Here is a 16,626-nt window from a genome sequence, read left to right as displayed (position 1 = left end):
TGTGAGTGAACCTCTGTTTTGGCTGGGATTATCTATACTCCTAGTCGCCACCAGTTTGACTGCTGTTTTGGTGGCGGCGATACCAGCTTTGCAAGAGGTGGCGCGTGCGGCTCGTAGTGCGGAAAAGTTTTTTGATACTCTCTCACGAGAACTGCCACCAACCCTAGATGCTATCCGCATGACTAGCTTGGAAATCACCGATTTAACAGATGATGTCAGCGAGGGCGTCAAAAGTGCTTCTGGTGTAGTCAAGCAAGTTGATCAAAGTTTCAATAACGCTAAACAGCAGGCTCAAAATCTTCAAGTTGGTACACGTAGCCTGTTTGTTGGTGTCAAAGCGGCATGGAAAACCCTGACACACCCAAAATCTTCCAAAAGAAGTGGCGATCGCTTATCGGTAAATCAAAAAGGCGTGCTGTCATCCCGATCAAAAAAAGCGATCAGGCAGTACAAACCTTATCGAAATCAAGATATCTACAATGATGCAAATAGTTGGGACAGCAATAACACGGAAGATTGGCAGGACGAAGAATAGAAATTAGAAAAGCCGAATACAAATAAATACCGAGTCGCTCCTTACAATTCAAGCATCAGGAGGCGAAACCAATCCTTTTGTCAGATAAAATAAATTAGAGTAAAGTTAAAAAGTGTAAAGAATTATCACTTTTCACCTAATCTTTAAAAATAACTAATTCAAGTCCATTGTGAAGATTTGTATAGAGAAGCCCATGCAGCATTGTTTTTGGCGACGGATTTTGGCATTTTGCGCGGTGTTTCTTTTGGCAGGTTCAGTTTGGGCAACCCATTCTCCCCGTGCCTACGCCTACGAGAATCCGGATTTATTACCTGATATTCCAACCCCTGTCATAGATTTAGCCAAGTCTCTTACGATCGTTCAAGAAGAAAACTTAGCTCAAGAATTAGAGCAATTTGAAGCTGAAACTGGATGGAAACTGAGAGTTTTGACTCAGTATGATCGCACTCCCGGTAGAGCAGTGAAAGAGTTTTGGGGTTTAGATGACAAAAGCGTTCTGTTAGTTGCCGATGCTAGTGGTGGTAATATTCTCAACTTTAACGTCGGTGATGCTGTTTATAAGCTGCTTCCTCGTACTTTTTGGGTAGAATTGCAAACACGTTTTGGCAATCTATACTTTGTACGCGAGCAAGGTGAAGACCAGGCTATTTTACAGTCTCTAGAGTCGATTGAGTCTTGTTTGCGTCAGGGAGGTTGCCGTGTTGTTCCTGGCTTACCTAGAGAACAATGGATTCTCACCCTCGTTACCTCAATCATTGGTGGAGTTATTTGTGGGTTTGCTGCTCAACCCCGACGCGAAGGACAAATTTTGGCTTGGCAATGGGCTTTAATTTTTTCTCCTTTATGGGGAATTTTGTTTATTGCCTTTGGTATTGGGCCAGTAGTATCACGTACTTCTGAATGGCTACCTTTAATTCGCAATATCTCCGGCTTTTTGATTGGAGCTCTAGTTGCGTACTTATCTCCTGTTTTCAGTCGCTCATCGGCATCGGAAACGTAATATTAGGGACAGGGGACAGGTGACTAGGAACAGACAAGGGGAGAAGACGTGAGTCGCGATCCTTCTCCTTGTTCCCAAGTCACCTTGTCCTCTTCTTCCCGATCCCCAGTACCCGGTACCCAATCCTTCTTTTACTGATAAGCTGAAAGCTGGTACTGAAGCTTAATAACAATGGAATGGCACATAACTGATGCTCAAAGTTTGGCAATAATTGATGATGAGTTTGGCGATCATGTTTTTTCTCCTGCCGAGTACGAAATTGTGCGACGCATCATTTATGCTACAGGGGATTTTGAATATAAATCTTTAATTCGTTTTTCTGATAGTGCCTTACAAGCAGGGGCTGCGGCTCTGGCTGCACGTACAACTATCGTAGTAGATTTATCGATTGTACAAGTAGGGATTAGCTATGGCATTCAAAACACCTTCGCTAACCCAATATATTGTGGTATGGATGCCCCTACTCGTCCTCAAAAAGAAAAAACCCGTGTAGCTTGGGGAATAGAAACTTTAGCCAAGCGATATCCAGAAGGCATATTTGTGGTAGGACAAGCACAAACTGCTTTGACAATATTAGTTGATTTAATTGAATTAGAGGAAATTAAGCCTGCTTTAGTTATTGCTACACCAACAAGTTTTATGAATGTGGATGCTGCTAAAGAACGATTGCGAGACTCTCTAGTACCCCACATCACAATTGATAGCCGCAAAGGTGGTGCAGTGGTAGCTATGGCAATTATTGATGGATTGGTGGATCTAGCTTGGCAAGCTTATGGACAGGCAGGAACTAGTCAACAAACTTAGGAGTTAATAGTTATCCATTTCCTCTTGTTCCCATCTTCTCCTGATTTTCCTATTTCCTCTACTTCTCCTACTCTCCCTACTTTCTATATCTACTTCTGGGCGAGGACGTTGGCTACGTCTTTCCTGTTCGCGATCGCGCAAACGGCGACTGACTTCAGGAAAGTAATCTCGGCGCAAATAAGGATAATCGTTTACCCATAACTCGCGCCTGGGAATGTAAATATCAGTGATTTGTTCAATCCTGCTCAAATCTGGACGACTTGACATCACTATCATTTCTGCTACTTGCCCACGAGTGATAGCCTTGTGTTCAACCCGCAGTGGTGCTTGAATTTGGGCGGTAAATCCTGTGTCGTCGCCTACTTCCAAGTTAATTCGTTTTTCTCGATTTTCGACGATGACTAAATCGCCTTTACTGTCAACGGTTTCTTGTTTGCCAACTAACTCATCGGTGATCCACCAATCCAAAACTCGCCCACGGAAAAAGCCACTGTATTTATAACGGCGGCATTTGGCATTTTGCATACTAGCCCAAAAAACTGGCCCCCACAACCAGTAAAGAGCACCGATCAGTCCTAGTAAAAAGACTATGGGGCCAAAATCAAGCCGAAAAATAACTTTGATTACTAAAACAATAGCTGCTGCGACTACAGAAATTAATAGCCGTTGTAAAAAATCTGGAAATTTCCCCCAGTAATACTTGTACTGTGGGCCAGTGGCAATTAAGGGGATAAGTTGATTAAATTTCTCGCGAGTCAGTGGGACAAGCATTCGGATTTTTGATTTGATATAGTGGAGCCACTGCCCTGTTGGTATTTTATACCAGTTGTAGCAGGTGGCATGACTGTGAATTAAAAATTTAGAGTATTTTTTCTAAACCATATACTAACGACTTTAGCTGAAGAACTTTGCGAATTGCTAGTAGTACTCCTGGCATATAGGCAGTGCGATCGCTCGTATCGTGTCGTAAAGTATAGATTTGACCAAGCGCACCGAAAATAACTTCCTGATGAGCAATTAGCCCTGGTAAACGCACGCTGTGAATTCTAATTCCTTCGTCTGCGAGGCTACCTCTTGCTCCTACTAATTTTTCTGTTTCTTTGACAATTGGCTGGTTAAATGTTTTTCCCATCTCAGCCAACATCTGGGCTGTTTGAATGGCAGTACCACTAGGAGCATCGGCTTTTTGATTATGATGTAATTCTATAATCTCCACATGGTCAAAGTATTGGGATGCTGCTATTGCTGCTTGTTGGAGCAACACCATGCCAATAGAGAAATTGGGAATAATTAGACAACCAGTACTAGCTTTATCGGCAAAATCTGCCAAATCTTGAATTTGTTCGGGACTTAATCCTGTAGTACCAACAACCGGACGGATACCGTAGGCGATCGCGCTGCGAATATTATCATATACAGAATCAGGATGGGTAAAATCTACCATGACTCCTGGTTGCATATGCCTCTCACCAGCCACATATCCCAGCATCGGCTCCAATTGATTGGTAATAGGCACTTCTAGAGGTTCACTTAAACCTGCTACCTCTCCTGCATCTTTACCTTGATGTTCATCACTAGTATCGATAGCACCCATCAGACTCAAATCTGGTGCTTGCGCCACAGCCTTGATTACCTCACGGCCCATTTTACCTGCTGCACCATTGACAATCACTGGAATGAGATTTTGATTTGCCATAAATCAAGAAATGCTTTTGTACCCAACAAGCGCATTGTAGGAGAATTTGGTGTTCTAGAACTTTGCTCCTCACCAAAAACAGTGCGATAACTACTCAGACAAAATTAATTACACACATTCTCTTCCTGTTCCCCGTTCCCTTTTTAAGTTGCTTATCACTTTGCCTGATGAGGGAACTTGGCTATTGTAGAGTTAGTCGATGACTTCAACTTGGTCTCTAGCTAGCTGAAGTTGGTTGTGAAATAATTCAAAGTTCGGCTGAAACTCCAAGTAATATTTACCAAAGGGTGCGCAGCATAAACTAGATGCAAAAGAGATTAAAGTCGTGCCTGTTTTTTCAGCAATACTTGGGTTATATCTTTCAGACAACTTTGTATACAATTTACTGAAAATCAACTAACTGATGTGAGAATATGGCCACCTTACCTTCGTTAATCAAAAACTTCCTGGAGTACAGATGAACAAGAAATTTGCCATCACCTTACTTTCCAGCCCTGTGCTCTTTGCGTCTATGCTGTCTATGCTTATGATTGCTCATCCGGCAAGCGCAAATCTAACGGTTAAACCGTCAGGAGCTCGCCTTTCCTGCGTCAGAGATACCCACTCAGCATCCCCTCGGTTTGGTTGTACACAGGCAACCAGAACCAATGCGACAACATCTAAACCAGAAGTAAAGGCACCACAGAACTACGATCCCAGTAATATTAAGGAACTCAATTTTACTGAAGAAGAAAGTGATGCTGCTATAGCTATGTTTGGTTGTGACTGTCCCGTTTGCCTCAATGCTATACGTCAAATGCGTGGTTTAACTCCTATGCAAGTTTAGCAGACTGAGCTTATAAATTAAGTTTGAGTTGGATTTTATATACAGAAATAGTCGTAAATTATCAAAGGTAAAAGTAACAATTTGTTCTGTTGCTTTTACTTTTTTATTTTCAAAATTACAAAAAAAGCCAGAGAATTATTTCTCTGGCTTACAACTGGAGACAAAAGCATTTCTAGGCATCACAACTAACGTTATGGATGGAATAAATCTAGAATCTTCCTAGATTATGTAATCCCAAGATTACACCTGCTCCTAGAATATGGCCAAAAGCGGTAGTAGCTAATAGTGCTGGTAAACCAAAACCACCAAAAAACTGAGATGAAGGTAGAGCAGGCTCTGAGTTCGGATATTTAATGGTTGATTTACCAAAGGCAATGGCAAAGATATTGCAGAGAATCATAATTACCCCAATCGTAGGATTCCATTGCAGGGGTGTGGTTGCAGCGGCTAGTAAAGTCGATGTCAACAACTGATTTTCTCCTTAAAATAGGTTAATGCTTCAGAAAATATTCATGTGAATTTAATACCAATAAATTCAATCTAAATATTAACTATGCATTAATATTTAATATTTTTTCTTATTACTTAATATATTTTCAAGCACTTTGAATATCGCCTCTGTGTAAAATTTCAGCCATTGGATAAGTTTGTGCTTGCGATCGCTATCTGTTTGTCCTCTATCTCCTACTCTTGCTTTTGATAGCTTGTAAGTAAGCTCACAACAAATAAATTAAGAATCTTCACAATTTTCAGAGTGCGATCGCTCTTGTCGTAACCTTTGTGGGAAAATAGAATTTACTATCTTACCATCACAAAAAACTGTTGGTAAATTTTTAGGCAAGAAAACCCTTAATAAACATAAGTAATAGTTGAAACAATTACATACTTGTTCTCCCAATTAATGCAGCATATTTTATATTTACCCAATACTCTTTCTAGGAGGCTTCAGGAAAATATTTAAAATACAAATGTTTGGAGAAAAAGTATTAGATATTGCTTTCAATGTCAATTAGGTAGATTTGATAAGTATAGTATGCTCATGTCTACTATCCTTATCTCAGAATAACTAGCGATAATTGCGTGTCTGGTGAAGCGCAAAAATAGTCGGAGGGGATAAATATGGCAATTCGTAGCAATAATTCAGATACCAATAATTTCTGGCAAAAAATCCAACAAGATTCTGTTAGTTGGGGAGCATTGATACTTTGGATGGTTGGGTTAGCTGTAATGTTAACATTGGTGGCAATGTTTGCTTACATATAGTTTTTGTGACCTTGCCTGACCTAGATAATAGAGGGCGCTGACATCTCTACACAACTAAACTAGAGATGTATAAATAGGTAACTTTTAAAACTTATGAACATCAAGATGCTGACTAGCTTTGTAGTATTAATTGCTAGCAGTTTAGCTGTTCCAGTAAAAGCACAAAAACCTGGTAATCAGGTTCCAACACAATCGAATCCGGTTTCCAGAGCTTGCATTCAAAATCAAGCTGAAACTTTACCCAATCCTTTTAGTGATGTGCCATCCAACCATTGGGCTTTTAAAGCAGTGATGACAATGTATTATTGCGGAGCCTTTCGCCAGGCAACGCCACCTGCTTTATTTGAGCAAGTACAACCAACAGAAAAACAGCAGCAACCTTCACAGAGTTCGCAACCTCAGAATCAGAGGATCTAAACAAAGAGAACAAGAGCACAGACAAGAGGTAAAAGGTAAAAGCGAAAACAATTACCTTTTACCTTATTTTCTCTATGACTTATGCAACCATGAATTCAGAATCATTTTCTGAGGGTGTACTATCTTGTACTAACGAACGAGTTTGTCCTTTACCGTGCAACAAATTATCAGCAAATGCCAACATAGCGTTGACTTTACGAGTGCGCCACTGATTGACTAATTTTTGCACCTCATCCGCAGACATCCGTCGCATCATCGCTTCGTACAAATAGCTAGCGTGACCAGTTTCATCTTTAGCAATACTTAACAAACCTAACTTGAGATTGCGAGTGTTTGGGTCGTTCTCAGGCAAAACATTTGCCATTCGCGTAAAATCCTTACTAGCATCCAACTCTAGAATGTAAGTACTACCCATAAATACATTCCAGTCAATTACATCTGGTTTTAATTGTTCTGGAGTGAGACCCTCAAAATAGGCTGCAAAAAAGGGACTGCGTCGTTCCTGTGATTTCTTTTCTTCGGTGTCTTTTGGCAAACTTTTAAAATCAATAACTTGTTTATGCAACTGTTTTAAGGCATGAGCAAAAATTTGCCCGTGTCTAGTTTCGTCTGCTGCGTGTTTTGATAGTTTTTCTGCTAACCATTTATCACCTTCTGCTGCGGCTCGTTCACTGAGTTTAGTCAGAAAAGGTACAGAACCTGATTCTGCGAGTTGAAACCCTGCAAGGATGTTAGGACGGGTTTTGAGATCACGGATCTGTGCGGCAGAATAATATGCAACTGCGCCTGAACCCACCAAATGCAAGACGTAAGTCAAGAAGTTCATCAGAGATTTGCCCTCATTTTTGGAAAGTGAGATGCCTTTTTTTATAGTAAACTTTTATTTTTTCAATGCTTGGTCAGCTCATTTGCTGTTGCGTGGCTTCCTTCTGAGGGTTTATATTGTAAATAACGGAGTTTTTTTGACAATTTTTTATCAACTAAAAATTTTGAAACCTAACTAGTAGAAATATGAAGCAGAATCGATTTCTGGTTTTAGTGATGTCTGCTGCTATTACTAGTAGCGCCTTATTTTTTTCTATGACTTCTGCCCAAGCAGGTTCTGAAAAAATCATAGGTAGTTCCAATGAAAACGTTAAATCCGAAGATACTAGTAGCTCAATGGGTGGATCTATGCTTTTAGGTAGTTTGTTAGTAGGCTGTGTTTACTTTTTGAGCCGCTCTCAAGAAAGAGAAAGTGCAGCAGTAGTAGAAAAAACTACTACTTATAAAGATTAAGAATTTACTGCACGTCTAGAGGTAAAGGAAGCTGGGTTATCACTGGAGGAAGTTACTCGCAAAAGCTAAGTATGTCACAAAAAATGGATACAAAAGTTATGGGGACATAGCATAGCTATGTCCCTATTTATTTGTCTTGATTTCCATGTGGATGCGGTAATTCTGGTTTCTTTTCCTTTTGGTATTATCAATCCACAGAGAATTGGATGTTTTGATGCTGTGAAAGTAACCAAACAAGCTTTTATCTGGCTTTGCGCTGCAATCATAATTTTGGGTTTAATAGGATGCAACCGCCTCTTTCCCCAGCTTTTCCCCTCCGGTGATTTAGTAGAACGAGTCAGCGATGGTGATACCCTCAAAGTGAAAGATTCTCAAGGCAACGAGTTCAACGTTCGCTTTGCTTGTGTGGATGCACCAGAAATACCGCATTCCAAAAAAGAAAGAGAAAGTAAAATAGCAAGCGATCGCAATCAATTTACTTGGGGTGCTAAAGCGCAAGAACGGGTACAGCAACTAGTACAACAAGGAGGCGATCGCGTCAAGTTAACAGTGACAGATAGCGATCGCTACGAACGCAAAGTTGCTGAAGTACGCTTGCCAAATGGCACGTTTATTCAAGAAGTATTGGTACGTGAAGGATTAGCGTTGGTTTATCGTCCTTATTTAAATAAATGTCCCAGTCGAGACACAATTCAACAAGCCGAAGCACAAGCCAAGCAACAACAGCGAGGTGTTTGGAATGATGCCAAGTTTGTTAAACCTTGGGAGTATAGAAGTCTTTATAAAAAGTGATTGGGTATAGGGAATAGGGAACAGGGGACAGGTGACAAGGAACACACAGAAGAATTCTCCCCATCTTCCCTATCTCCCTCATCTGTTCCTCTCCCACTCTCCCCCTCACGCCAGTCGCCACCCTTCTGGAAGCCGCACAAAGCGCGTCTAAAAGTCGGGGAACCCTTACTTTCGCTTATCCGCCTTCGGCGTCTACGCCAGTCGCCTGTGGAGGAGGACAGTCCGTTGCCAAGAGAAGCGCCGTGCGGGGGTTCCCCCCGTTGAGGCGACTTCGGAGGGCTTCGCCCCGTTGTGGGAACTGTCCGTTGGAAACCCTACCAAGAGCGCTGGCTCCTCTTCCTAACCCCTAGCCCCTAATCCCTACTCAATCTACCTTAGGGTTCTAAAAAACTCCTAAAAAATTTCCTAGCCTAATCGTAGAGTTCATAATGCTAAGGAAAAAATTTATATGACAACCAATGTTTCTGGTGAAATTAATAAGAGTTTGAACAACTCGCTTTTAATTGGTGTTATTTTGATTGTTCTCGGAATTGCTGCGATCGCTGCACCTGCCGTCTCCACCATTTTCGCTGAAACTTGGATTGCTGCGATTTTAGCTAGCGCTGGGGTTAGTAAACTCATCTATGCATTTCAAACTCGCGATCGCGGAGGCTTTATTTGGAAGCTCCTGTTAAGCGGATTATACATTGGCACTGGTGTGATGCTGTTTGTTTACCCTTTAACAGGTGTTCTGACGCTGACTCTACTACTGGGTAGCTTTTTGTTAACTGAAGGCATATTCGAGCTAATTCTGGCATTTCAGTTGCGTCCCCAACAAAACTGGACATGGGTGTTGGGTGATGGCATTATAACCCTACTTTTGGGTGCAATGATTTGGTTCCAATGGCCCTTCAATGCACGTTGGTTAATTGGGACACTAGTTGGTGCCAGCGTTCTGTTTACTGGCATTTCACGCGTTATGTTATCGTTGAATGCGCGTTCTACTTTGAGTCAATCTAATCAACCTACCGAAGTTTAAAACGGGTTGAGTAGGGTAATCCTGTTTTTTCTTTCCCAGCGAATTGGTACGATCGCAGGGGGTATTCCACCCCCATTCAAAGGATCGGGAGCCAAACGTGTCCAAATTACTACGCTGGTTGGATAGGGTTCACCTGATGCTACACCTAGTTTAAAAGGATAATTAGGAAATCTTGCTTTAGTAATCGCTGTTGGATGAGAAAATTGGCTCGCGATCGCTGAACCAGTTAATGCCCCTGTACCAATGATGAGGTTACGCCGCTTGCTCCGACTGTTTAGAAACCGCTGAAAATTCTGGTAGTCCATCATACTTTCCCCCGGCTAACAGGTGAATGAAAGCAGAGAAACAGACAACACAAAGCAGGCAGGGTAATCATCTGCCAGAACCAAAATGTTAACTGTTACTTTGCCGAGAAGAAGCTACCATCAAGACTTTAATTATTTAAAAGGTGAAGTTAATATCAGCTTAATTCTCTACTTGATTGGTAAACCGTCTTTAAATACCAGCAATTCTCCTGGAGCGATCGGTGTCCATACTTCGTTGTCAGTCAGGGGAGTAGTAGCAATAACGGCAACGCGATCGCTGGGAGTAGTCAATTCCCGAAAATCTACCGTTACATCTTCGTCTATCAAATGGGCAGCAGCAAAGGGTGCTTGTCGAACAATGTAGCAGAGTTTAGTTGAGCAATGAGCAAAAAAGTGTTCGCCGTTGGTCAGTAAATAGTTAAAAATACCTGTAGAAGCCAGTTTATCAGTAATTTCTTGCAATACTGGATATAACTCTTCTAAAGGAGGCTTGCCGAAGGGAAAGCGTTCTCGCAAAGTTTCTAAAATTAAGCAGAAAGCTTTTTCACTGTCGGTGTTACCCACAGCTTGATAAAACTGCATACCAACTGGAGAAAAATTCGGTAAATCGCCGTTGTGGGCAAACACCCAGTATTGTCCCCACAGTTCGCGGCGGAAGGGATGGCAGTTTTCTAAAGCAATTTCACCTTGGGTGGCTTTGCGGATATGGGCAATCACGTGGGTAGAGTGGATGGGATAGCGCCGCACAAAATCTGCGATCGCAGAGCTGACAGAGGATTTGGGATCTATAAAAAACCGACATCCTTTTCCTTCAAAAAAAGCAATGCCCCAACCATCGCTATGATCGTCAGTTTTTCCTCCTCGTGCCGAAAAGCCCTCAAAAGAAAAGCAAATATCCGTCGGAACATTGCAATTCATTCCCAGCAGTTGACACATGGTAGTTGCGGTTGTGAACTTTAGACTAATTGTCTGTGGTCTTAAGATACTTTAGAATGCGTCAACCTGTCTGGCGCAATGATTACTTTGTTTATTAAGGCGAGCAATAAAATATTTGGCGATCGCTGGTTTTGCTTTGTTTGTGCAAACTTTATTTATTATTTTTAATATTTTTCAATAATTAGTTACAATTTAATTTAGATAGCAATCTAATTACGATTGCAAGGAAGGCAACAGCGTATGCAAATGCAAGGTGTTTCACTGGCAGAGGCAGCAAGACGTTTGGGCATGAGTCAGAGCGATTTGTATGTAGCTGTGCAAAAAGGGCAAATCCCTGTTTTTAGAAGAAATAGGAGAACTATAATTGCTCAAGCTGCATTAAGAGCGTATCAAGTCAGGCATCGTCCTAACTCTGATTACAGACTTTAAGCTTCTCAAAGAAGTATTATTTTTAACGCATCACATATGCTAACTATGTCCGCATCTATGTTCATAGTTAGCATTGTGTTACCTTAGCATTAATTGCAAATCAAACTGTTGAACAATTGAGAGGAAATAACTATCGTAGTCCAAAAACAACTAATTAACTCGCAAATCAAGTCACCTCAAGTCTTCTTGATAGATCATGAGAATAACAATCGTGGTCTTGTCAACACCCGTGAGGCTCTACAGCTAGCCGAGAGCGTAGATCTCGATTTAGTAGTAGTCTCTGAAGGCAAAGAGGCTCCTGTGGCGAAAATTCTCAACTACGGCAAGCTTCAGTATCAAAAGAAAAAACGTCAGGGTCAGAGTTCTAGACCTACAGTTAAGGAAGTTCGGTTTCGTCCAAACGTAGGTACGGCCGATTACAATTTACGCATCACTCAAGCTACCCAGTGGTTGAGTAAAGGCGATTCTGTTAAGTTTACCATTCGTTTACGAGGTCGAGAGCATCAATATCGCGATGCTGCGGGAAAACTGTTAGATCGCATTGTCAGCGATCTCAGTTCAGTGGGTAAAGTACAATCGCTTGATAAACGCTCACTAATTGTTCAAGTCATTCCTGCCTAAATAAAGCTTTGTGCGATCGCTAAGTGAAACCAAGCGAGCAACGACTGACAATTATTCAAAAATTGCTGGCAGAAAGTGACTGAGTTGGCAGCAACTGAAATATCTAGGCATTATGATTGAATCTCAAGATTCTAAGAGTGATGCACTCGTAAAGTAAATTTTATAGATTTGCTGCTTTCTAAATTGCCCCTCTAGGTTGACTTTACCTTGAGGGGCTTGCTGTTGTCATGCTGGTGTAAGTTTGGAGAGACACAATTATGACGGCATTGTATGGAATTTGCGGACACTAAGAGATTCTTAAGCCTTTTTTCCGCAATACTATGCCAAAAGCTGATAGCGACGAATATCTGGTTCAGCCGCAACTAAACCATCTAGTTGAGCTACTGCCTTACTAATATGAGCTGAGGCGAGATGAGCATCAAGAGCATCATTAGAAGCCCATTCTTCAACAAAAGTAAAGTCTGTTGGAGTGGATTGGTTTTGTAATAATTCATACTTTATACAACCTTTCTCTTGGCGAGTAGGCTCAATTAATTCCAGTAGCACAGCTTTGAGTGCTTCGACTTGATCAGGTAGAGCAATAAGACGGGCAACAACGCGAGTAGTCATTGGTTAGTGGTTAGTAGGGGAGGCAGCGCGCCCTTGGAGCCAGTGCGTTGTAGCACCTGGCGTCGGGTTTCCCCGATTGTAGCGACTGCCGTGCGGGTTTTACTGATAATCTTACCGTTAACTGAGAATTTATCTTTTAAAACCGCCCGTACAGTAGTTAGTAGTTGGTTGTTTATTACTCTGCTTGTCCCCTTCCACATCTGGCATCTCACATCATCCCTACTCGATGGGCTGCAACTATATAACGAAAAATATACTCCACTAACTCAATATAATTACGAGCATCTGTAGGAGAAGTTGCCCAAACTGTCACACCGTGATTACGGATGAGTAAGCCTGGCACTTGTGGGGGAGTGACACTAAATCTCTGTGCTATCTCATCTGCAATAAACTTTACCTGTAGATGGTTTGCGAATACGGGCATTACACAATTTGGGCTTTCTTCCCAGACTCCCAATCCTTTAAGCATTTCCAGTGGTGGCAGGGGTAGAACATCTGCTTGGGCAAAATGAGATACCAGATTTGCTTCAACCGAGTGGATGTGGTAACAACTGACAGCTTCAGGAAAAAGATTGTAAATTACCTGGTGAATGGCAGTTTCAGCAGAGGGTTTGGAATTATCAGCAGCTTTTTCCACCCTACCATCTGGATAAATGCGAACAAAATCACCGGGTGCTAATTCGCCTTTAGATTTTCCACTGGCTGTAATCCAGAAGCTACCATCAGGTAAACGCGCAGAGAGATTACCCGCAGTTCCCACCATCCAACCTTGTTGGTAAAAGTGACGGGCAGCAGCGATTAACTCTAGACGGGCATCAGTTAGGGTTGGGCTATTCATGGGCTGAAACTGAATTCCACAATTTTGCTAAGTAGTCACGCACTTCCAAAAAGTCTTGCCAGGGAATGTAGGGTTTTTGGTGTTCTTCTAAGTATTGGGCAAGGCGATCGCGGGCAAACACTATCGGTGTTTCTAATGCCATATTTAAGTCGGTAAGAGAATCACCAATAGCAATTTTCTCATCAACCGAGTACTTTTCCATCACTTGTACTTTGGCGACTAGTTCTGTTCCACCCTCAAATTCCGAGTTGACTTGGAAGTATTCATTACTAATATTTATATCAACTGCATGAAGAGCATGAATGCGTGGCATGAGTTCACCCAAAACAACCTCCACCATCCCGCGCAGCCCGCCAGAAATTACAACTAAAGGCACTTTTTCTGCTTCTAGAAAATCCAGTAGTTCTGTAAATCCTGGACGAATTGCTTCACGCCGTGTAAATTCTAAAACTTCAGGGTAGCGAGAGGATGGGATTGATTCCAAAATTCGCCGCACTCCTTCACGTAATGTCAACTCTCGTGCATACATATGGGGTATCAGCTGCGCAGAAAGTTGCGGCGCAAAATGCTTGAGAACTGCAACAAAGGTTTCCTTTACAGTAATAGTGCCATCAAAGTCACAAAAAACAATTCTCTTCACTTCCTCTCTTGCAACCCAAATTTTTCAAGCTACCACCTGATGCATACGAATGGGAGTACCTGTATATTCAGGAACCCATCCTTCTGTACCAGCAAAATAACGTATTGCTTTAACTCGGCGTGCTGGTGTGAGATGAAACCAATGTTCGGTTCCTGCTGGTACATTAATATACTCTTCTGGCTGCACTGTTAGTTCTACTTGAGTGCGATCGGGACGCACAAAGCCAAAAATCGCTTCTCCGGCAACGATGTAGCGAACTTCATCATCGGCATGAGTATGAATTTTGTCAAATTTTGTTAAAAGCCCATCAAGATTTGGTGTTTGTGGATGTAGAACAATCAAATCACGAGATTCGTAGCCAGCAGTTTGTTTCATTTGCTCAAAGTAGCCATCTAATGCTTTTAGGACTTGTTCTTTTTCGTCTTCATTAAGACTATCTTTTGCCAACAACTGATTTAACTGCGGGTTTTCTCCTACAGACCAGCGATTGAGTTGGATATTTAAGGATGCAAGCTCGCGAGTAATATCCTTCAGATCAGTGTATATCTTGCCATCTTCTAGCTGTAATATAGCCATAATTGACCTCCTGCATAGATGAACATTATACGGTATCTCGCTCAATTTAGTAGTATATTCATAGGACAGTAGTGTGATTAATACGGTCTTACCAGCAACGAGCGATTTTTCATCGATTGTTAATAGGTTTTGAGTACAGCCAAATTACAGCTTAAAGCCTAAGGGTCAAGGTTAAAAGATGCTTTATGAATGAGAATATCATTTTGGAATTGTAGCGTGATACTCCAGTACGGATTCGGATCATCTATTGTTTGAGATTCATTATCACTCGAATAAACATCATAATTATTCCACTGGTAAATTTTCTCGCGAATCCTTCCACCAGCAAAATTAATCTCATTTTGATAAATCAGAACACCATCCCAGCCAATAATCGAACGAACTTCAGCATAAGTCATGCCTGTAGAAATAGAATTATATAAGTCTTGCTTAATGTGATTAGACTGGAAACCCGTTTGCTGATGTATATTTCCTTCGGGATGTTGATGAGGTATTTTGAACATAGAGTTCATATACAAGCTCGGAAATTGATTCAGGAAAAAGTCTTTATGGGAATAGATAAAAGCAATCCATCCCGACAGTGCAATAGATAAAAATATTAAATATTTCATTGAAAAAAGGGTGGAATATCCACCCTAGAACGTTTTCAATTGACATCAAACAGTCTGAAGATTAACGAACACCTGCTGTGGTTTCATGCGCATTACTATATGAATTCATAATGCTATGAATCGTTCCATAAACTTTAGTGTAATTACTTTCATGGTAGTTACCATACAAAGAAGAACCAGCAGTGTGAACGGTGAAATCATCAAATGCTACTTCTTTACCACCCCAAGTATATTTAACGTCTACATCACCATCTACATAAATCTTGTCAGCCCAAGATTCGTATTTTTCATTCCGAGTAGAATAGGTTTTAGAATCAAGATTTAAGTTAGTTTTTGTTGTGGTGTGGCTATTTGTCCACTCGTTACGAACAAAAGTTTCACCAGCCAAAGCAGGGGTAGCAAAAAAAGCAGCCAGAATTGCCAAGCCAAGAACTTTCTTCATGGGTGTATCCTTTTTGTGAAATGAGAATTAGTTATCTTTTTCAGCCTCAAATATTGGTAATGGCTGAGGCTGGAACCTCGTAGACTGTTTATTAGGTTCATTTGTATTATTTCTGGTTATAGTCACCCCTTTACAGACTCCATATATAGTTGGAAAACTTTCAGGGGTTAATTGGATGCCAGCACCGATGAGTTCAGCACAAGCACGAGCATTGATAATCTCTAAATCATATTGAGTCTTACGAGCAATGGTTTCTGCCATGCTTTTGCAGGTACTCTCTAGTCTTCCGCCCAGAGGAATGACAAAAGCAGCGTTTAAACCATAAGAAGCATTTTGCGAGAAGCTGATGCCATCAAAGGAACTAAAGGAAGTTCCTAGAATTAAGGATGGGCGAGGGCAAACAACTTGGATTCCGGCGACGCCTTGAATTTTGTATGTTGCCGATTCCCCAACGTTATAAACTCCGGTTTGATGAATGGCGGCGGAGTTGCGTTGCTGGTTATCAAGTGTTTGTTCTTGATTGGGTTGAGATTGGGAATTGACAGAGTTAGTGACAGTTTGGGCTTGGGCTTCTGCATTGATGCCGACTACTACGAGCAGACATAGTAATGAGTGGTGAGTGAGTTTTGTGAAAGCTTTTTTAAGCATTTGAGTTTTTTAAATCAAGTCATACTATTTCACGAAAAGGCTGATACGGATGTACCCCACCGCCTACGGCACCTCCCCTTACTAAGGGGAGGTTGGGAGGGGTTGAATATGAATCACTCAAAAAGTGAAATGGTATCAGTCATTGTGATTTGTATTGATTGAGTTGGATGATGGTTTTGTGTGCGTTGTTGAGTACAATTTGATATTCCTAAAAACCACGCAAAAATACGAGGGGGGTTTTGGGGGATTAGGTGGGATCAATGCGTGAAGTTATGTGTAGCTAAATCTATCTCTGTACTCAAGTGATTGAGATGATTAAGATGTTTGTTTAAAAGAAGAATA

At 41.4% G+C, this 16,626-nt stretch carries 24 protein-coding genes; 11 read left to right on the top strand and 13 right to left on the bottom strand.

The window, feature by feature from the left end:
- Position 1 precedes the first annotated feature (1 nt).
- From QUB80_RS12235 to QUB80_RS12225, 3 genes are all read left to right on the top strand, one after another.
- Entirely contained in the window at positions 2-535 is a 534-nt protein-coding gene (locus QUB80_RS12235) for a DUF948 domain-containing protein (protein WP_289789771.1), read from the top strand.
- Positions 536-728: 193 nt separating this feature from the next.
- On the top strand, positions 729-1,535 hold the full coding sequence (locus QUB80_RS12230; protein WP_289789770.1) for a TPM domain-containing protein: 807 nt from the start codon (positions 729-731) through the stop codon (positions 1,533-1,535).
- 171 nt (positions 1,536-1,706) lie between these two features.
- A complete protein-coding gene (locus tag QUB80_RS12225) occupies positions 1,707-2,339 on the top strand; it encodes a precorrin-8X methylmutase (protein ID WP_289789769.1) in 633 nt (210 codons plus the stop codon).
- Positions 2,340-2,342: 3 nt separating this feature from the next.
- Here QUB80_RS12225 and QUB80_RS12220 read toward each other — a convergent pair whose 3' ends face one another.
- Both QUB80_RS12220 and dapB read right to left on the bottom strand, forming a co-directional pair.
- Positions 2,343-3,110 (bottom strand): DUF8619 family protein, encoded by a 768-nt coding sequence (locus QUB80_RS12220; protein WP_289789768.1) that lies wholly within the window; start codon positions 3,108-3,110, stop codon positions 2,343-2,345.
- A gap of 88 nt (positions 3,111-3,198) precedes the next feature.
- Positions 3,199-4,035 carry a 4-hydroxy-tetrahydrodipicolinate reductase gene (dapB, locus tag QUB80_RS12215; RefSeq protein WP_289789767.1) on the bottom strand — a complete coding sequence of 279 codons (837 nt, stop codon included), beginning with the start codon at positions 4,033-4,035 and terminating at the stop codon, positions 3,199-3,201.
- A 457-nt stretch (positions 4,036-4,492) separates the two neighbouring features.
- On the opposite strand from dapB, the gene QUB80_RS12210 reads away from it, so the two are divergent.
- The gene (locus QUB80_RS12210; protein WP_289789766.1) at positions 4,493-4,861 is read left to right on the top strand and encodes a hypothetical protein; all 369 of its coding nucleotides are present in this window, start codon (positions 4,493-4,495) and stop codon (positions 4,859-4,861) included.
- A gap of 208 nt (positions 4,862-5,069) precedes the next feature.
- Here the strand turns inward: QUB80_RS12210 and psaK are convergent, their stop codons facing one another.
- Positions 5,070-5,330 carry a photosystem I reaction center subunit PsaK gene (psaK, locus tag QUB80_RS12205; protein WP_289789765.1) on the bottom strand — a complete coding sequence of 87 codons (261 nt, stop codon included), beginning with the start codon at positions 5,328-5,330 and terminating at the stop codon, positions 5,070-5,072.
- A gap of 650 nt (positions 5,331-5,980) precedes the next feature.
- Here psaK and QUB80_RS12200 point away from each other — a divergent pair.
- Together QUB80_RS12200 and QUB80_RS12195 are read left to right on the top strand one after the other, a co-directional pair.
- The gene (locus tag QUB80_RS12200) at positions 5,981-6,124 is read left to right on the top strand and encodes a hypothetical protein (RefSeq protein ID WP_289789764.1); all 144 of its coding nucleotides are present in this window, start codon (positions 5,981-5,983) and stop codon (positions 6,122-6,124) included.
- 93 nt (positions 6,125-6,217) lie between these two features.
- Positions 6,218-6,541 carry an S-layer protein gene (locus QUB80_RS12195; protein ID WP_289789763.1) on the top strand — a complete coding sequence of 108 codons (324 nt, stop codon included), beginning with the start codon at positions 6,218-6,220 and terminating at the stop codon, positions 6,539-6,541.
- 79 nt (positions 6,542-6,620) lie between these two features.
- Here QUB80_RS12195 and QUB80_RS12190 read toward each other — a convergent pair whose 3' ends face one another.
- On the bottom strand, positions 6,621-7,367 hold the full coding sequence (locus QUB80_RS12190; protein WP_289789762.1) for a ferritin-like domain-containing protein: 747 nt from the start codon (positions 7,365-7,367) through the stop codon (positions 6,621-6,623).
- A gap of 185 nt (positions 7,368-7,552) precedes the next feature.
- Here QUB80_RS12190 and QUB80_RS12185 point away from each other — a divergent pair, with 185 nt between their 5' ends.
- The 3 genes from QUB80_RS12185 (at position 7,553) to QUB80_RS12175 (ending at position 9,629) form a co-directional block, all read left to right on the top strand.
- Entirely contained in the window at positions 7,553-7,819 is a 267-nt protein-coding gene (locus tag QUB80_RS12185) for a hypothetical protein (RefSeq protein ID WP_289789761.1), read from the top strand.
- A gap of 117 nt (positions 7,820-7,936) precedes the next feature.
- Positions 7,937-8,611, top strand: coding sequence for a thermonuclease family protein (locus QUB80_RS12180; protein ID WP_289789760.1), 675 nt, complete (start codon positions 7,937-7,939; stop codon positions 8,609-8,611).
- A 448-nt stretch (positions 8,612-9,059) separates the two neighbouring features.
- Positions 9,060-9,629: an HdeD family acid-resistance protein gene (locus QUB80_RS12175; protein ID WP_289789759.1), complete on the top strand. Its 570-nt coding sequence runs from the start codon at positions 9,060-9,062 to the stop codon at positions 9,627-9,629.
- On the opposite strand, the gene QUB80_RS12170 is transcribed toward QUB80_RS12175, so the two are convergent.
- Both QUB80_RS12170 and QUB80_RS12165 read right to left on the bottom strand, forming a co-directional pair.
- On the bottom strand, positions 9,626-9,937 hold the full coding sequence (locus QUB80_RS12170; protein ID WP_289789758.1) for a PhoD-like phosphatase N-terminal domain-containing protein: 312 nt from the start codon (positions 9,935-9,937) through the stop codon (positions 9,626-9,628). The two genes, QUB80_RS12175 and QUB80_RS12170, sit on opposite strands and share 4 nt — an antisense overlap.
- Before the next feature lie 165 nt (positions 9,938-10,102).
- Positions 10,103-10,870 carry a class II glutamine amidotransferase gene (locus QUB80_RS12165; protein WP_289789757.1) on the bottom strand — a complete coding sequence of 256 codons (768 nt, stop codon included), beginning with the start codon at positions 10,868-10,870 and terminating at the stop codon, positions 10,103-10,105.
- A gap of 240 nt (positions 10,871-11,110) precedes the next feature.
- On the opposite strand from QUB80_RS12165, the gene QUB80_RS12160 reads away from it, so the two are divergent.
- Positions 11,111-11,299: a helix-turn-helix domain-containing protein gene (locus QUB80_RS12160; RefSeq protein ID WP_289789756.1), complete on the top strand. Its 189-nt coding sequence runs from the start codon at positions 11,111-11,113 to the stop codon at positions 11,297-11,299.
- Between the two features lie 126 nt (positions 11,300-11,425).
- A complete protein-coding gene (gene infC / locus QUB80_RS12155; RefSeq protein ID WP_336622320.1) occupies positions 11,426-11,920 on the top strand; it encodes a translation initiation factor IF-3 in 495 nt (164 codons plus the stop codon).
- Between the two features lie 318 nt (positions 11,921-12,238).
- Here the strand turns inward: infC and QUB80_RS12150 are convergent, their stop codons facing one another.
- The 7 genes from QUB80_RS12150 to QUB80_RS12120 form a co-directional block, all read right to left on the bottom strand.
- Positions 12,239-12,529: a putative quinol monooxygenase gene (locus QUB80_RS12150; protein WP_289789755.1), complete on the bottom strand. Its 291-nt coding sequence runs from the start codon at positions 12,527-12,529 to the stop codon at positions 12,239-12,241.
- Between the two features lie 208 nt (positions 12,530-12,737).
- A complete protein-coding gene (gene mtnB, locus QUB80_RS12145; protein WP_289789754.1) occupies positions 12,738-13,367 on the bottom strand; it encodes a methylthioribulose 1-phosphate dehydratase in 630 nt (209 codons plus the stop codon).
- Positions 13,360-14,007, bottom strand: a complete 648-nt coding sequence (locus QUB80_RS12140; RefSeq protein ID WP_289789753.1) for an HAD-IB family phosphatase — start codon at positions 14,005-14,007, stop codon at positions 13,360-13,362. The genes mtnB and QUB80_RS12140 overlap by 8 nt, the downstream gene beginning before the upstream one ends.
- Positions 14,008-14,031: 24 nt before the next feature.
- Positions 14,032-14,583: a 1,2-dihydroxy-3-keto-5-methylthiopentene dioxygenase gene (locus tag QUB80_RS12135; RefSeq protein WP_289789752.1), complete on the bottom strand. Its 552-nt coding sequence runs from the start codon at positions 14,581-14,583 to the stop codon at positions 14,032-14,034.
- Between the two features lie 158 nt (positions 14,584-14,741).
- Positions 14,742-15,095 carry a hypothetical protein gene (locus QUB80_RS12130; protein WP_289789751.1) on the bottom strand — a complete coding sequence of 118 codons (354 nt, stop codon included), beginning with the start codon at positions 15,093-15,095 and terminating at the stop codon, positions 14,742-14,744.
- 160 nt (positions 15,096-15,255) lie between these two features.
- Entirely contained in the window at positions 15,256-15,636 is a 381-nt protein-coding gene (locus QUB80_RS12125; RefSeq protein WP_289789750.1) for a hypothetical protein, read from the bottom strand.
- 27 nt (positions 15,637-15,663) lie between these two features.
- Entirely contained in the window at positions 15,664-16,284 is a 621-nt protein-coding gene (locus QUB80_RS12120) for a hypothetical protein (RefSeq protein ID WP_289789749.1), read from the bottom strand.
- Positions 16,285-16,626: the final 342 nt, after the last annotated feature.

It is taken from the genome of Chlorogloeopsis sp. ULAP01 (assembly GCF_030381805.1).
Classification (GTDB): domain Bacteria; phylum Cyanobacteriota; class Cyanobacteriia; order Cyanobacteriales; family Nostocaceae; genus Chlorogloeopsis.
Note: the sequence above shows the minus strand (reverse complement) of the source record. Positions and strands in the feature narration are given on the sequence as shown.

Coding starts and splice junctions, on each gene's coding strand:
- QUB80_RS12230 (WP_289789770.1), top strand. CDS start 729: ATGCAGCATTGTTTTTGGCGACGGATTTTGGCATTTTGCGCGGTGTTT.
- QUB80_RS12225 (WP_289789769.1), top strand. CDS start 1,707: ATGGAATGGCACATAACTGATGCTCAAAGTTTGGCAATAATTGATGAT.
- QUB80_RS12220 (WP_289789768.1), bottom strand. CDS start 3,110: ATGCTTGTCCCACTGACTCGCGAGAAATTTAATCAACTTATCCCCTTA.
- dapB (WP_289789767.1), bottom strand. CDS start 4,035: ATGGCAAATCAAAATCTCATTCCAGTGATTGTCAATGGTGCAGCAGGT.
- QUB80_RS12210 (WP_289789766.1), top strand. CDS start 4,493: ATGAACAAGAAATTTGCCATCACCTTACTTTCCAGCCCTGTGCTCTTT.
- QUB80_RS12200 (WP_289789764.1), top strand. CDS start 5,981: ATGGCAATTCGTAGCAATAATTCAGATACCAATAATTTCTGGCAAAAA.
- QUB80_RS12195 (WP_289789763.1), top strand. CDS start 6,218: ATGAACATCAAGATGCTGACTAGCTTTGTAGTATTAATTGCTAGCAGT.
- QUB80_RS12190 (WP_289789762.1), bottom strand. CDS start 7,367: ATGAACTTCTTGACTTACGTCTTGCATTTGGTGGGTTCAGGCGCAGTT.
- QUB80_RS12185 (WP_289789761.1), top strand. CDS start 7,553: ATGAAGCAGAATCGATTTCTGGTTTTAGTGATGTCTGCTGCTATTACT.
- QUB80_RS12180 (WP_289789760.1), top strand. CDS start 7,937: ATGTCCCTATTTATTTGTCTTGATTTCCATGTGGATGCGGTAATTCTG.
- QUB80_RS12175 (WP_289789759.1), top strand. CDS start 9,060: ATGACAACCAATGTTTCTGGTGAAATTAATAAGAGTTTGAACAACTCG.
- QUB80_RS12170 (WP_289789758.1), bottom strand. CDS start 9,937: ATGATGGACTACCAGAATTTTCAGCGGTTTCTAAACAGTCGGAGCAAG.
- QUB80_RS12165 (WP_289789757.1), bottom strand. CDS start 10,870: ATGTGTCAACTGCTGGGAATGAATTGCAATGTTCCGACGGATATTTGC.
- QUB80_RS12160 (WP_289789756.1), top strand. CDS start 11,111: ATGCAAATGCAAGGTGTTTCACTGGCAGAGGCAGCAAGACGTTTGGGC.
- QUB80_RS12150 (WP_289789755.1), bottom strand. CDS start 12,529: ATGACTACTCGCGTTGTTGCCCGTCTTATTGCTCTACCTGATCAAGTC.
- mtnB (WP_289789754.1), bottom strand. CDS start 13,367: ATGAATAGCCCAACCCTAACTGATGCCCGTCTAGAGTTAATCGCTGCT.
- QUB80_RS12135 (WP_289789752.1), bottom strand. CDS start 14,583: ATGGCTATATTACAGCTAGAAGATGGCAAGATATACACTGATCTGAAG.
- QUB80_RS12130 (WP_289789751.1), bottom strand. CDS start 15,095: ATGAACTCTATGTTCAAAATACCTCATCAACATCCCGAAGGAAATATA.
- QUB80_RS12125 (WP_289789750.1), bottom strand. CDS start 15,636: ATGAAGAAAGTTCTTGGCTTGGCAATTCTGGCTGCTTTTTTTGCTACC.
- QUB80_RS12120 (WP_289789749.1), bottom strand. CDS start 16,284: ATGCTTAAAAAAGCTTTCACAAAACTCACTCACCACTCATTACTATGT.